Consider the following 14,334-nt stretch of genomic DNA (forward strand, 5'->3'; position numbering starts at 1 on the left):
TCGGCAGTTATGAGGTAAGGTCGCGCCATGCGTCGTGATGGAACCACCGCTCACACATCGTCGCTTTATGCGGCGATTGATTTAGGCTCTAACAGCTTTCACATGCTGGTTGTGCGTCAAGTGGCTGGCAGTGTGCAAACACTGGCCAAAATTAAGCGCAAAGTCCGCCTAGCGGCGGGAATGAACGCACAACGTCAGCTCAGTGACGAAGCCATGCAGCGCGGCTGGGAATGCCTCGCGCTTTTCGCTGAACGCTTGCAAGACTTTGAAGCCGATCATATTCGGGTGGTGGCGACGGCCGCATTACGCCGAGCCTCGAACGCTGATGCGTTTCTCGCCAAAGCAAACCAGCTATTAGGCCACAACATCGAGATCATCTCTGGTGAAGAAGAAGCGCGCACCATCTACCAAGGGGTAGCCCATACCTCGGGCGGCCCAGGAAAACGCTTGGTGGTGGATATTGGTGGGGCCAGCACCGAGCTGATCATTGGCCAACAATTCGAGCCCGCGTTACTGCAAAGCCTTAATATGGGCTGCGTGACCTTCCTTGAAGACTACTTTGCCGACCGTGTCCTCAATCAAGCGGCGTTCGATGCCGCAATTGCCGGAGCTAAAGCGGAATTAGCGCCTCATATGGCCGCCTATCGCGCCCTCGGGTGGGATTGTTGCGTAGGCGCCAGCGGAACAGTGCAAGCTTTGCAAGAAATCATGGTCACGCAAGGCATGGACGAAGTCATCACGCTGGAAAAACTCCATCGTTTGCGCGACCAAGCCATTGCGTGCGGGCAAATGGATGCACTCGACATTGACGGCCTCACGCTTGAACGCGCCTTGGTTTTCCCAAGCGGCTTATCGATACTGATCGCCATTTTTGAATGCTTGGATGTCACCAGCATGACACTGGCGGGCGGCGCACTCCGTGAAGGTCTGGTGTATGAAATGATGACCGCAATGCGCCACAGCGATATACGCGCGCGCACCATCGCCAGTATTCAATCTCGCTATCAGCTCGATGAAGCGCATGGCATGGCGGTGGCACAAACGGCGTTGGATTTACTTCACCAATGCCCGCCTGACTGGGTGCCAGAGCCCCACGCCAGTAGCTTGCTTCATGCCGCAGCCTGTGTGCACGAAATTGGCTTAAGCATTGGCTTTAAACAAGACGGCGACCATGCGGCCTATTTGATCACCCATCTCGACTTACCCGGCTTTACGCGCGCCCAAAAGCAGCTGATTGCCACCTTGCTTCGCTACTACCGTGAGCAACTGGTTCGCATTGATGGCCAACATGCTTTGTCAGCGCAAAGTGCCAATCGCCTCCTGCGTTTGCTGCGTTTGGCGGTGATTCTGTGCCACCGCCGAGACAGCCGCGTACGGCCACTCAGTCGCCTTTGTGCAGACGGTGATGCGCTCACCTTAACCTTAGACACCACGTTGCTGGATACCAGCCCATTGCTGAGTGCCGAGCTGGAGCAAGAAGCCTTACGTCAATCCAGCCTTGGTCAACCGCTGGTCGTGATCACTCACGCCGATGGCGGTGTCTAAATCGCACTCACCCATCCCGTTGAGCACAAAAAAGCCCGCATTGCGCGGGCTCTTACTGGGTCAATCGTCGCGTGACTACGCGGAAATACCACTGTGGCGCAGCAGCGCATCAGGGCTTGGCTCACGGCCACGGAAGCGAACAAACAACGCCATCGGCGCTTCGCTTCCCCCACGACTGAGGATATGGTTGAGGAAATCTTCACCGGTTTCGCGATTAAAGATCCCCTCTTCTTCAAAGCGAGAGTAGGCATCGCTCGACAGCACTTCAGCCCATTTGTAGCTGTAATAACCTGCGCTGTAGCCACCCGCAAAGATGTGCCCAAACGCATGCGGGAAGCGATTCCACTCCGGCGTGGGCACCACAGAAACCTGCTCACGTACGGCGTTGAGCGTTTCCATGATCCGTGGACCCACCTCGGGGTCAAATTGACTGAACAAGCTAAAGTCGAACAAGCTGAATTCGAGCTGGCGCAACATCGCCATCGCTGAATTGAAGTTTTTCGCTGCCAGCATCTTCTCTAGCATATCGTCCGGCAAGGCTTCTCCGGTTTGATAGTGGCCCGAGATAAAGCTCAGCGCCTCTTGCTCCCAGCACCAGTTCTCCAAAAACTGACTCGGTAGCTCTACCGCATCCCAAGGCACACCGTTGATCCCCGAGACATCCGCCACTTCGACTTGTGTCAGCATGTGGTGAATGCCGTGACCGAACTCGTGGAACAGGGTTTCAACTTCGTCATGGGTAAACAGCGCAGGATCATCACCGACCGGTGGGTTGAAGTTACAGGTCAAGTACGCCACCGGCGTTTGTAACTCGCCATTTGTTTTACGGCGACGAACGCGACACTCATCCATCCATGCACCGCCACGCTTATTCTCACGTGCGTACAAGTCTAAATAGAAGCTCCCGCGCAGCGTGCCCTGACTGTCGTGAATGTCATAAAAACGCACATCTTTATGCCACGTATCGACACCTTGGCGTTCGGTTACCGTCATGCCAAACACACGCTTCATGACTTCAAATAGGCCACTTAGCACGCGCGATTCTGGGAAGTAGGGACGTAGCGCCTCATCAGAAATCGCATAGCGCGCCTGCTTGAGTTTTTCGCTGTAGTAGGGAATATCCCAAGGCTCCAGCGTCTCTACCCCAAACTCTTGCTTAGCGTAAGCTTTTACTTCCGCGAACTCTCGCTCACCTTGTGGGCGGGCTTTGCTAACCAGCTCATTCAAAAAGCCCATCACCTGCTCGGGGCTCTCTGCCATTTTGGTCGCCAGCGACAACTCGCTGTAATTGTTAAAGCCCAACAAGCGCGCCAATTCATATTTTAAACGTAGCGACTCGTTCATCAGCTCAGTGTTGTCCCACTGGCCGGCCTGCGGGCCACGATCAGAGGCTCGCGTTGAGAAGGCTTCATACATTTCTTGACGTAATGCTTGGTTATCGCAGTACATCATGACTGGTAAGTACGAAGGAATATCGAGGGTCAGTAAGTAACCTTGCTGAGATTTACTCTCAGCTTGCGCTTTCGCTGCGTTCAGCGCTGATTCGGGCAAGCCCGCTAACTCACTTTTATCACTCACCAGCTTGCTCCACCCCATGGTGGCATCCAGCACATTGTTGCTAAATGAAGAGGAAAGCTCCGACAAGCGTTTTTGAATTTCACCAAAACGGTGTTGTTGATCGGCAGGCAGCGCAATGCCAGACAGCTCGAAATCACGCAGCGCATCGGTGATGGCTTTTTGCTTGGCCGTATCGAGTGATGAAAAGTCCGCGCTGTCTTTGATGGCTTTGTAGGCGTGATACAAGCCTTTGTGCTGACCGCGCCACGTCGAATATTCCGACAACAGCGGCAGACAGCTTTCGTAGGCTTCACGCAGTGGTTTGCTGTTAACTACCGCGTTCATATGGCTCACTGGCGACCATAAACGGCTGAGACGATCTTCGACTTCGGCGAGCGGAGCACAAACCGTCTCCCAACTTGGCGACGCTTGCTCAGCCGCCTGCTCGACTGCTTGGCGACAATCGGCAATTGCGGCGTCCACTGCCGGCTTAACATGCTCTGGATTGATCGCTGAAAATGGAGGTAAATCCTCAAACTGAAGTAGCGGGTTGGACATAATGCCTTCCTTTTTGCTGACGAGACGCCCGTGGTTCGCGCGTCTAAACGATAAGTGACCTCATGTATATGCCGTCTGTGAGAACGCTTTTCAATCCCCACACTCCAACTTATACAGATTGCGACCGTTACAAAATGATTCTGAGACTGCCGCCACACCACAGGTTTGATAAGCTTACATTCACTCAACCTCAATGGTCAGCGCGGCGCCACTTTACAAGCGACCTGAAACGCGACAAGCTGACCACGAAACAAAAGCCAGAAGCACGCTCGTGCGTATAAGATGGAGAAAGACATGGCGAAGCATTTCGACTACATCTGTATCGGTGGCGGCAGCGGCGGTATTGCCTCTGCCAACCGTGCCGCGATGCACGGTGCCAAAGTCGCCCTGATTGAAGCAAAACACCTCGGTGGAACCTGTGTAAACGTGGGCTGTGTGCCCAAAAAAGTGATGTGGCATGGCGCGCAAGTAGCCGAAGCCCTCAATCTTTATGCCCCGGATTATGGGTTTGATGTTGAAGTGAAAGGCTTTGACTGGTCAACCTTGATCAATAACCGCGAAGCCTACATTGGCCGTATCCACAAAGCCTACGAAAACGTGTTGGGTAAAAACAACATTGATGTCATTCACGGCTTTGCGCGCTTTGTCGATAACAAAACCGTCGAGGTGGACGGCGAACACTACACCGCCGATCATATCTTGATTGCGGTTGGTGGCACCCCTACGATTCCGAACATTCCCGGTGCTGAACATGGCATCGACTCAGATGGTTTCTTTGCCCTTACCGAACAACCTAAGCGTGTCGCCGTGGTCGGTGCTGGCTATATTGCGGTTGAGATCGCAGGCGTACTGCATGCGCTAGGGTCAGATACCCACTTGTTTGTGCGCAAAGACCGTCCGCTGCGAAGCTTTGACCCCTTGGTGACTGACACCTTGGTCGAAGTGATGGAAAAAGAAGGCCCGACTCTGCATACCCAGTCGGTGCCTGTCTCTGTCACCAAAGAAAGCGACGGCAGCCTGACCCTTGCGTTCGAGAACGGCACCACGCATAACACAGACACACTGATCTGGGCGATTGGCCGCCATCCAACTACCGACAAGATCAATTTGGCCGCGACCGATGTACAAACCACCGCGGACGGCTACATTAAAGTAGACCCTTACCAAACCACCAGCGTGCCGGGCATTTACTGTGTCGGTGACATTATGGATGGTGGCATTGAGCTCACCCCTGTGGCGGTAAAAGCAGGTCGTCTGCTCTCGGAGCGCCTATTTAATGGCCAGAGCGAGGCAAAAATGGACTATGACCTCGTCCCAACCGTGGTATTTAGCCATCCGCCAATCGGCACCATTGGCTTGACCGAGCCCGAAGCGCGCGCCAAATATGGGGATGACAACATCAAGGTCTACACCTCGACGTTTGCTGCGATGTATACGGCCGTCACCCAGCACCGCCAACCTTGTAAAATGAAACTGGTGTGTGCCGGTGACGATGAAAAAGTCGTGGGCCTTCACGGTATCGGTTTCACCGTCGATGAAATGATCCAAGGGTTTGCCGTGGCAATGAAGATGGGAGCGACAAAAGCAGATTTTGACAGTGTGGTCGCGATTCACCCGACCGGTTCAGAAGAATTTGTTACCATGCGCTAAACTCGGTATCGGTAAGAGCAACGCCGAGCACTGTGCTCGGCGTTTTTATTTACTCCACTGCGCGCAAAAGCGTGCCAAGCCTTCTTTGATATCATCCAACAACACGGACGCGGCATCAGCATTATCCTGTTTTGCTGCCAGCTCCAAGGCTAACGCTTGTTGTTGCAGTTCAATCGCCGCTAGGTTACTGGCACTACCCTTTAGCTTGTGCGCTTCACGCGCCAAGTTAGCAAAATCTGCCGCTGCAATCTGTTGTGCCATGGCTGGAAGCTGCTCCTCAGTCTCTTCGACAAAGATGGTACAGGCTTCATCGAGCAAGGCTTGGCTATCCATCAACCGACTTAAGGCTTCCTCTTTGTCCCACACGCTTGCGTCGTGATCTGTCTTTCCGTAGCTACCACTCATGCTCAATCCTTTTTTACTGAAGACGGTGATTCACCTACAAGCGACAAGGGCTTGTTGGTTAGCTTATCATCACCTTGTTTCTAATCGTTACTAAGCTTAACCGCCTGCGTCTAGCACATTGTAGATGTGGCAAAACTCAGGTCCAATCATGCTCGCTTTTCCCCCAATATCAATAATAGAAGTGAGTGCGAATCATGATGGATATGTTGCCTTGGTTAATCGTTTCTGGCCTGATCGTTTCCGTTATCACGGGTCTGTTGACCGTGTTGATGGTTAAAGGCCTCGATTAATCACCGCTGACTCCATGGGTAACCATGGAGTCTATTCCTGTACCTTCAGGCTAGGTGTTTTTACTGGCTTTCGCCTTTTTCTTCTCTTTTTTGCTTTTTGCCGTCTTTGTACCTTTCTTGCCCTTTTTCAAGGCTTTTTTGGTTAGCTTTTCATCCTTGGCTTTTTTCTTCACCTTTTTCGTCACTGATTCAGACGATGCAGGCAAAGGCGTAGGTCGACACAAATAGCTTTTATCTCTGGCCACACGCGCACATTTACTGCACGCCACGCAAGGCGGCGAAACAATCGTCGCGAGCAGCTCTAACTCAGCATCCACGTCTCCGCGACGCCACTTACACAGCGACTTAGCCACCTAACGCTCCACCGTAAGTGCTGCATTGATATACATATCAAAGCGGTTTTTCTTTGTCTCAATGCTCGAATGAGGGGCTATGCCGGCTAACGGCTCAGCATAATCTGGGCGTTTGACCACCACACGACTGCGTGCCAGTGCCAACGCAGGGTCTAACAGGTTATCTGCATCTGTGTCCGCCCCGACTAAGGATTGAAAGACACGCATTTCTTTTTTGACTAACGCGGCCTTTTTTTTATGCGGATACATGGGGTCAAGATAAACCACATCTGGCCGCTGTAGCCCGGGTGTTTGCGCCATCTCGGTGAGAGCCTGCGCGCTGCTTGCATGCAACAAGGTCATGCGTGTGCGCATCCAAGTACCGATTTCTGCATCCTGATAAGCGCGCTGCAGACCATCATCCAACAATGCTGCCACCACAGGATGACGTTCAATCAACTGTACCTCACAGCCTAGCGAGGCAAGAACAAACCCATCACGCCCAAGCCCTGCGGTGGCATCAAGAACACGCGGTGTCACGCCTTTATTTAATCCCACCGCTTTCGCGATCGCTTGGCCTTTGCCACCACCAAACTTACGGCGATGACCGACCGCCCCGTCGACAAAATCAACGTAGACCGCCCCTAATTTAGGCTCATCTTGTTTGCGAAGCTCCAACCGTGTCTCTGTCATCACCAACGCAAACGGCGAATCATCCTCATGAGTGAGTGACCACTTACTTGTTAGCCTTTCAAATTCTTGTTGTTTCTCTGCGACATCACAGATAAGGGTCAGTTGCACGTTGGATCTCCACAGCCAATGATTGGCCGAGTATATCAGAGATGGATTTTTTCCTTCACGCTGTTCTGTGTCTCGGGCCAGCCTCTCACTTGCTGCTCCAGCGGCGCTGGTACACTAAAGTGATAACCTTGTGCGTAATCGACCCCGAGTAAACGCAATTTCTCTAAAATCTCGCTATTTTCAACAAACTCAGCCACGGTTTTTTTGCCCATTTGCTTGGCAAGGTCGTTAATGGCTTTCACCATCGCAAAATCGGTGTCGTCCTTGGCAATGTCACGCACAAATTGCCCATCAATTTTCACGATATCAACCGGTAAACGCTTCAAGTAACCAAACGATGAGATACCCGCACCAAAGTCATCGAGTGCAATAAAGCAGCCCAACGCTTTAAGACGTGAAAACAAATCCATCGCACTGGTCATGTTACTGATGGCGGCCGTTTCAGTGATCTCTAAGCAGATGCGTCGGCTGGGTATCACACTGTCTTTGATAGCGTGTACCAAAAATTGCACAAACTCTTTTTGCGCAATGGAGCGGCCGGATAGATTAATCGACACCATACCCAGCTTATCAACGTGCTCGGGATGCGCGGCGAACCAGCCCAAGGTTTTCTTCACCACCACCGTATCGAGTTGATGCGCCATGTTGTAGCGCTCTGCCGCGGGAATAAATAGCCCAGGTGAGATCCAGCCACCTTGGGTATCCCGCATCCGAACTAACACTTCCATATAAAGCTTACGCTGGGGTGCGCCGCTAATATTCACAATGCGCTGTGCATACACTTCAAAGCGGTCTGCGGCAATGGCTTCATGAATATGGCTGACATAGGCCATTTCTTGCTCGCGACGTTTCAATTCTTCATCGTCCGGATGATAAAGATGGAGCCGGTTACGCCCCTCATCTTTGGCGGCATAGCAGGCTGTATCAGCTTGGGCATGCACTTGCTGCGGAGAGCCGGCGGTGCGGTCCAGTAAGCGGATCCCTAAGGAACACTCCAACCGCATCCGGCTGTCATGCCAAAAGAACTCACTTCGCGCCAAGGCTGCCAGCAATGATTTCCCCCAACTCACCGCACGGGTAGCATCACAGTGATACACCAAAACGCCAAACTCATCGCCCCCAAGCCTTGATAGTACCGCGCCAGAAGGTAAGTGATGACTTACAATCAACGCCACTTGCTTTAACGCTTCATCCCCGGCTTCATGGCCTGCGGTGTCATTAATCAGCTTAAATTGGTCCATATCGATATAGAACATCGCATGGCACTGATCGTCTTCGCGGGCCTGAACCAAGGCATCGGCCAGCTTCTGTTCAAAATAACTGCGGTTATAGAGACCGGTTAAGTAGTCATGATGCGCTTGATACATCAGTTGGCTTTCCATCTCTCGGTGCGCAGTAATGTCTTCGCCAACCACCAGTATCTGTGCCTGAGTGTGCATGGCACGAACCGTTTCTCTCACCCACAAGGTCTGGCCCTTTTTAGAGCGATAAGGGATCTCTCGGCGCCAAAGTTGCTCGTCATTGTCTTGTGGGCGGCGCACCATTCGGTGGGGTGGCTCATGCTGCTCGGCATACAACTCAGTGATTTTATGGCCAAGGAGGCTTGATTTGTTGTAACCGAAAAGCTCTGCCGCATATTGGTTGATAGATTGGATCCGTGCTTGCTGATCGACGGTCAGCAAGATCACCGGTTGCTGTTCGTAAAGCATCCGGTATTCAATTTCACTGCGTTGCAGTTTCTCCTCGGTGTGCTTACGTTGGGTAATATCGCGCGCTTCAAACAGAATACGGGGTTGGCCGGCTTCACCAGGAAAGCTTTTAACCGCCACATCCAAGATCACTTCGCGGTGCGCCTCACTCAAACACAGTTCAAAACGCCGGGGCTGGGTCGTTTCAGTTAACTTTAGGTGCGACTCTAAGCGTGCAGGGTTACGCCATATCGGCCAAAACCAGAGCGGTCTTGCCTGATATTGGCGAGTTACATCTACCAACTGATTAAAACTGGAATTGCCTGACAGCAGAATCCCATTGCCATCAAGCAAGGCGATAAACTGATTACTCTGGTCGAACACCCCTTTGAGCATGGCGCGGTGACGCATTAGTGCCGACTCACTACGACGCAGCTGACGCACATTGGCCCAAAGCATAACAATGATGCTACCCAACACCAGCACGGACAAAGACACCGCTTTTACGGTTATTTTGTGGGCCTGCCATAACGACTGCGGACGATTAGTGATCACCGCTGAACGTAGATCGCTAATATCCAAATCCCACCGTTTGACCAAAGGGTAATCAAACATGGTGACATTGGTGCTGTCGCGCTCAGCGGGCAGCTCACCCGCCAGCACTTTCAGTAGCAACTCACCTTGGTTCTTACCCTGCTCAACCCCATCAATCACCACACCGCCAATCACCCCGTGGCCGAGCATAAAACTCATCGCCCCGTACACGGGAACGGGCGCTTCACCCACAATGGTTTCGAGGTATTCTTGACGGGTCATGAAGCCGCCTTGGTTGTCGCGAAAGTAAGAAAGATAAAAGACGCCCTCACCCTCATGCATCGCTTGGATACGGTCATGCAGTGCCTGAAACGATAAGTCTGATAGGCGAACCACTTCGATACCCGACAAATCACTGTGCGCTAGCTGCGCTTGTACCACGTTCCAGTACTGACGACTTGAAAAGGTGTTATCCAGCAACAGGTAAACACGTTCTAAATCAGGATGGAGGCGTTTCATCAACGCCAAGTTGCGAGGTAAGTCGACCTCTTCTTTCACCCCAGTTACACGCGGTAGTAGCGGGTAATGTTGGCGGCCAAAGTTATTCAGCCCCGCGTACACCACGGGCGTATCTCCTACGTAGTCGTGGAGCTCGTGCATCAACCATAGCGCGGCGTTGTCTGTGGTTAAGATGGCATCGAAACGCTGGCTGGCGAGTTTTTGGATATAGAGTTTTTTCAGCTGTTCGCGATAGGCTTCTGATTGGTAACGCTTACTTTCTAAGTAAGTATGCTGAAAGTCGATATCGTGCCCTTGCGTCGCTGTATTTAATCCTTCGACCAACGCTTGATTCCAAAAGAACCCGGGATGATAGGAGTGCACGACCAAGACTTGTTGTTGAGCTGCACTCACGGCGCAGGTACACATCAGTATTAACACGCCAAAAAGGTATTTGATCCCCACGCCCACTTCCTGTTGGTTTATTGGTATCTTCATAGACAACGCGATACCCTACATTAGATGCTCAATTGACTGTCAAGCAACTGAGACAGCGGAAAACATGGCTTAGCTACAACTACAAGACGACAACAATGAACGATTTACCCAAACTGGATGATCTCGATCGTCGTATTCTGTCCACACTCCTCGACGATGCGCGTGTGCCTTACGCGGAAATGGCCAAGCAGTTCCAAGTGAGTCCCGCGACAGTTCACGTGCGCGTGGAGAAAATGAAAGCAGCTGGCATTATCGAAGGTACCGAAATATTGGTGAACACCAAAAAGCTTGGCTACGACGTGTGCTGCTTTATTGGCATCAACCTCAAAGCCGCGCGGGACTATCACTCTGCGCTCGATAAGCTGAATCAGCTTGATGAGGTCGTTGAGGCTTACTACACCACCGGCGCCTATAACATCTTTGTGAAGCTGATGTGCCGCTCCATTGAAGAGTTACAGTTTGTGCTGATTGACAAGCTACAAGCCATCGATGAAGTCCAATCCACCGAAACGCTGATCTCACTACAGAACCCCATCAACCGCAACGTAATCCCCTAATTTTTGCGTGGTGATACGCTTTATCCCTGTATCTATCATGACGCAACCGCCACACAACCAAAAACGCCCTGACCAAATAGCCAGGGCGTGGTTGATCGCGCGGTCTTTTTTTATCCCACGGTCTCTTCAGGACGTGGCGGCAACGGCACACCTGCATCTTCAGCAAGCCACTCGGCAACTTGTTTAGCAAAGTAAGTCAAAATGCCGTCCGCACCCGCACGTTTAAAGCACAAGAGTGATTCCATCACTGTCTCGCGCTCTTTTAACCAGCCATTATCGATCGCCGCTTTGTGCATGGCGTACTCACCAGAGACTTGGTAAGCAAAGGTTGGCACTTTGAGTTCACTTTTCACCCGGCGCACCACATCCAAATACGGCATCCCCGGTTTAACCATGACGGTGTCCGCCCCTTCAGCAATATCCATCGCCACTTCATGCAGAGCTTCGTCACTGTTGGCCGGATCCATTTGGTAATTGGCTTTATTGCCCCCTTTCAGGTTCGCCGCAGAGCCTAACGCATCACGGAACGGGCCATAATAGTTAGAGGCATACTTGGCGGAATACGCCATGATTTGGGTATTGATGTGACCGTTTTTCTCTAGTGCGTCTCGAATACGACCGATGCGCCCATCCATCATGTCTGACGGCGCAACAATATCCACACCCGCCTCGGCGTGTGACAAAGCTTGTTTGATCAGCACTTCGGTGGTGGGCTCGTTCATCACATAGCCGTCGTCATCAATGATCCCGTCTTGGCCGTGGATGGTGTAAGGGTCCAACGCCACATCAGTGATCACACCCATTTGTGGCACGTGCTCTTTGAGCAAGCGTACCGCGCGTGGCACCAGCCCTTCGGGGTTAAAGGCTTCAGAGGCACAGGCGGTTTTAAATTCCTTCGGGATCACCGGGAATAGTGCAATCGCCGGCACACCTAGCTTGGCCAAGTAATCCGCTTCATACAACAGCAGGTCAATCGACATCCGCTCAATACCGGGCATCGACTCCACCGGCTCACGACGATTTTTGCCCATCAAAATGAAAACAGGGTAAATCAAATCGCTCGCGGACAATGAATGTTCCGCCACCATACGGCGGCTAAAGTCAGTTTTGCGTGTACGACGCAGGCGTCGAGCAGGAAAGGCGCCTTGAATGGATACGCTCACTGTATCCTCCTTTATGTTGCAGACCTGGGCTTTGGGGCAGAAGACTGCCTCACTGGGTTGTTCACCCCGTCACTGAATCGAAAAACAGCGCAGGGTGTTTTTTGTTGTACAGTCAATAACATGTTCGACAGGCTGTTGGCGAAGCCGTGCTACAGTTTGTGCGATATGGGGCAAATATTTAGGCTCATTACGACTGCTTTTCGGCCGAGGACGTATATCGCGGGGCTGCAAATACGGCGCGTCGGTTTCTATCATCAGCCTATCATCTGGGATCCAACTAACCTGCTGCTGTAAGGCTTGTCCACGGCGCTCATCACACACCCATCCGGTGACGCCGATGTATAACCCAGCGTCCAAACACTCACGCAATGCGCGATCATCGCCAGTAAAGCAATGCAGCACCGCTGCGGGCAGTTTATCGAGCCAAGGGCGTAAAATCGCGAACCAGCGATCGTGCGCATCGCGACAGTGCATGAAGACAGGCATCGACAGCTCAGCCGCCAGCGCAAGCTGCGCATCAAAGACCGCTTCTTGTTGCGGCCGTGGCGAGAAGTCTCGATTAAAATCGAGGCCACACTCACCGATCGCCACCACCTCGGCGCGCTGCGCTAATTGCCGGATAACGGTTAAATCCGCGGGGTCGACAGACTTGGCATCATGCGGATGGACGCCAGCGGTGGCATAGGCAAACGCCGGATAATGGGTGGCGAGATCTGCCGCCGCTTGGCTTTCTTCCAGATTAGTGCCGGTCAGCAGCATACCGGTGACGCCCGCTTGCTGCGCGCTCGCGACCACGGCGTCTCTGTCCTTATCAAACCGCGTGCTGGTCAAGTTCACGCCAATATCGATCATTCACTGGCCTCTTGCGATTCCGATGACGCACGTGGCACGTAAAAGCGCGATAGCAACACACCTAGCTCGAACAATAAACACATAGGAATCGCGAGCAAGGTTTGCGAAATCATATCCGGTGGCGTCAGCATCATACCGACTACGAACGCGGCGACGATAACGTATGGGCGTTTTTGACGCAGGCTTTGTGCACTGGTCGCGCCGGTCCAAACCAGCAAAATAATGGCGATGGGAATTTCAAACGCGATCCCAAACGCCAAAAACAGTGCCAAGATAAAATCGAGGTAACTAGCAATATCGGTCGCCACTTGCACCCCTTCGGGCGCTATCGAGGTGAAAAAACCAAACACCAATGGCAGCACCACCCAATAGGCAAACGCGACTCCCGCGTAGAAGAGCAACGAACTCGATACCAATAAAGGCAACACTAACCGCTGTTCATGCTTATACAAACCGGGAGCTACAAACGCCCAAATTTGGTACAAAATCACCGGTACCGCCACGAACACCGATATCACTAACGTCAGCTTTATCGGCGTGAAAAACGGTGACGCCACATCCGTGGCGATCATGCTCGCGCCTTCTGGCAGCTTATCAATCAGCGGCTGTGCCACCACGCTGTATATATCGTTAGCAAAATAAACCAAGCCAATAAAGACGACGAGAATCGCAATGATCGCTCGCAACAAGCGTTTGCGCAGCTCCATCAAATGGCTAATTAGCGGTTGGGTATCATTTACGGAGGACATAGTAGCCTTGCTCGTTTATCGCTTATCGGTCGGCGACGGCTCTGAAGACGGTGCCTCAGGGCGCGGTGTCTCTGTCGACGATGCATAAGGGCGTTGGACATCCGCAGCATGCTGACGCAAGGTATCCACCGATTGCTGCAGCTCAGGGTCAAGGTCTTTCATGCCAGCCTGCTCGGCTTTGCGTAAGTTGTCTTGCAGCTCTTTAATTTTAAGCTCTTGCTCGAGCTCGTCTCGAACAGAGCCCGCCATACGCTTCGCTGCCCCCACCCAACGCGACACATTCCGTATCGCGACGGGCAGTCGCTCTGGGCCCAGAACCACTAAGCCAATCACGGCGATCAGCACCAGTTCCCAGAAACCTATATCAAACACGGTTATACCTGCTCTTTATCTTTACGTGCTTGCTCGTTTGTTGACGTCTCAGCCCCAGTATCATCAAGGGTCTTTTGCTGGAAGTCTGCGTCTTTGCCTTTTTGGCTGTCTTCGTCGTCGTTCATGGCTTTCTTAAAGCCTTTCACCGCTGAGCCTAAATCGCCGCCCATGTTACGAAGCTTTTTCGTGCCAAATAGCAATACCACAATCACTGCGATAATCAGCAACTGCCAAATACTAATTCCACCCATACTGGTTCCCTTCCACGTGTTGGTTTACATCAAT

13 protein-coding genes are annotated in these 14,334 nt (G+C 52.3%); 3 read left to right on the plus strand and 10 right to left on the minus strand.

Annotated elements, in window-relative coordinates; all coding sequences use genetic code 11:
* Positions 1–27: 27 nt before the first annotated feature.
* On the plus strand, positions 28–1,545 hold the full coding sequence (gppA, locus tag E8E00_RS13365; protein ID WP_069590217.1) for a guanosine-5'-triphosphate,3'-diphosphate diphosphatase: 1,518 nt from the start codon (positions 28–30) through the stop codon (positions 1,543–1,545).
* A 75-nt stretch (positions 1,546–1,620) separates the two neighbouring features.
* Here the strand turns inward: gppA and prlC are convergent, their stop codons facing one another.
* Positions 1,621–3,660: an oligopeptidase A gene (gene prlC / locus E8E00_RS13370; RefSeq protein WP_096630392.1), complete on the minus strand. Its 2,040-nt coding sequence runs from the start codon at positions 3,658–3,660 to the stop codon at positions 1,621–1,623.
* A gap of 294 nt (positions 3,661–3,954) precedes the next feature.
* Here prlC and gorA point away from each other — a divergent pair, with 294 nt between their 5' ends.
* Positions 3,955–5,310 (plus strand): glutathione-disulfide reductase, encoded by a 1,356-nt coding sequence (gene gorA, locus E8E00_RS13375; RefSeq protein ID WP_077639796.1) that lies wholly within the window; start codon positions 3,955–3,957, stop codon positions 5,308–5,310.
* A 45-nt stretch (positions 5,311–5,355) separates the two neighbouring features.
* Here gorA and E8E00_RS13380 read toward each other — a convergent pair whose 3' ends face one another.
* The 4 genes from E8E00_RS13380 to E8E00_RS13395 form a co-directional block, all read right to left on the minus strand.
* A complete protein-coding gene (locus tag E8E00_RS13380) occupies positions 5,356–5,715 on the minus strand; it encodes an Hpt domain-containing protein (RefSeq protein WP_096630389.1) in 360 nt (119 codons plus the stop codon).
* 340 nt (positions 5,716–6,055) lie between these two features.
* A complete protein-coding gene (locus E8E00_RS13385) occupies positions 6,056–6,358 on the minus strand; it encodes a hypothetical protein (protein ID WP_136588392.1) in 303 nt (100 codons plus the stop codon).
* The gene (locus tag E8E00_RS13390) at positions 6,359–7,138 is read right to left on the minus strand and encodes a class I SAM-dependent methyltransferase (protein WP_096630387.1); all 780 of its coding nucleotides are present in this window, start codon (positions 7,136–7,138) and stop codon (positions 6,359–6,361) included.
* Between the two features lie 35 nt (positions 7,139–7,173).
* Positions 7,174–10,356, minus strand: a complete 3,183-nt coding sequence (locus E8E00_RS13395) for an ABC transporter substrate binding protein (protein WP_240531916.1) — start codon at positions 10,354–10,356, stop codon at positions 7,174–7,176.
* Positions 10,357–10,451: 95 nt separating this feature from the next.
* On the opposite strand from E8E00_RS13395, the gene asnC reads away from it, so the two are divergent.
* On the plus strand, positions 10,452–10,913 hold the full coding sequence (gene asnC, locus E8E00_RS13400; RefSeq protein ID WP_069588218.1) for a transcriptional regulator AsnC: 462 nt from the start codon (positions 10,452–10,454) through the stop codon (positions 10,911–10,913).
* A 110-nt stretch (positions 10,914–11,023) separates the two neighbouring features.
* Here the strand turns inward: asnC and hemB are convergent, their stop codons facing one another.
* The 5 genes from hemB to tatA all read right to left on the minus strand — a co-directional run bounded on the left by hemB (position 11,024) and on the right by tatA (position 14,300).
* Positions 11,024–12,076 carry a porphobilinogen synthase gene (gene hemB / locus E8E00_RS13405; protein ID WP_069588220.1) on the minus strand — a complete coding sequence of 351 codons (1,053 nt, stop codon included), beginning with the start codon at positions 12,074–12,076 and terminating at the stop codon, positions 11,024–11,026.
* Between the two features lie 69 nt (positions 12,077–12,145).
* Positions 12,146–12,928, minus strand: a complete 783-nt coding sequence (locus E8E00_RS13410; RefSeq protein ID WP_096630384.1) for a TatD family hydrolase — start codon at positions 12,926–12,928, stop codon at positions 12,146–12,148.
* On the minus strand, positions 12,925–13,677 hold the full coding sequence (tatC, locus tag E8E00_RS13415) for a twin-arginine translocase subunit TatC (protein ID WP_096630382.1): 753 nt from the start codon (positions 13,675–13,677) through the stop codon (positions 12,925–12,927). Before tatC ends, E8E00_RS13410 begins: the two co-directional genes overlap by 4 nt.
* A gap of 15 nt (positions 13,678–13,692) precedes the next feature.
* The gene (gene tatB / locus E8E00_RS13420) at positions 13,693–14,049 is read right to left on the minus strand and encodes a Sec-independent protein translocase protein TatB (RefSeq protein ID WP_069588226.1); all 357 of its coding nucleotides are present in this window, start codon (positions 14,047–14,049) and stop codon (positions 13,693–13,695) included.
* A 2-nt stretch (positions 14,050–14,051) separates the two neighbouring features.
* Complete coding sequence (gene tatA / locus E8E00_RS13425; protein ID WP_069588228.1) at positions 14,052–14,300, minus strand: Sec-independent protein translocase subunit TatA; 249 nt, start codon at positions 14,298–14,300, stop codon at positions 14,052–14,054.
* Positions 14,301–14,334 lie beyond the last annotated feature (34 nt).

Source organism: Salinivibrio sp. YCSC6, assembly GCF_004916735.1.
GTDB lineage: Bacteria > Pseudomonadota > Gammaproteobacteria > Enterobacterales > Vibrionaceae > Salinivibrio > Salinivibrio proteolyticus.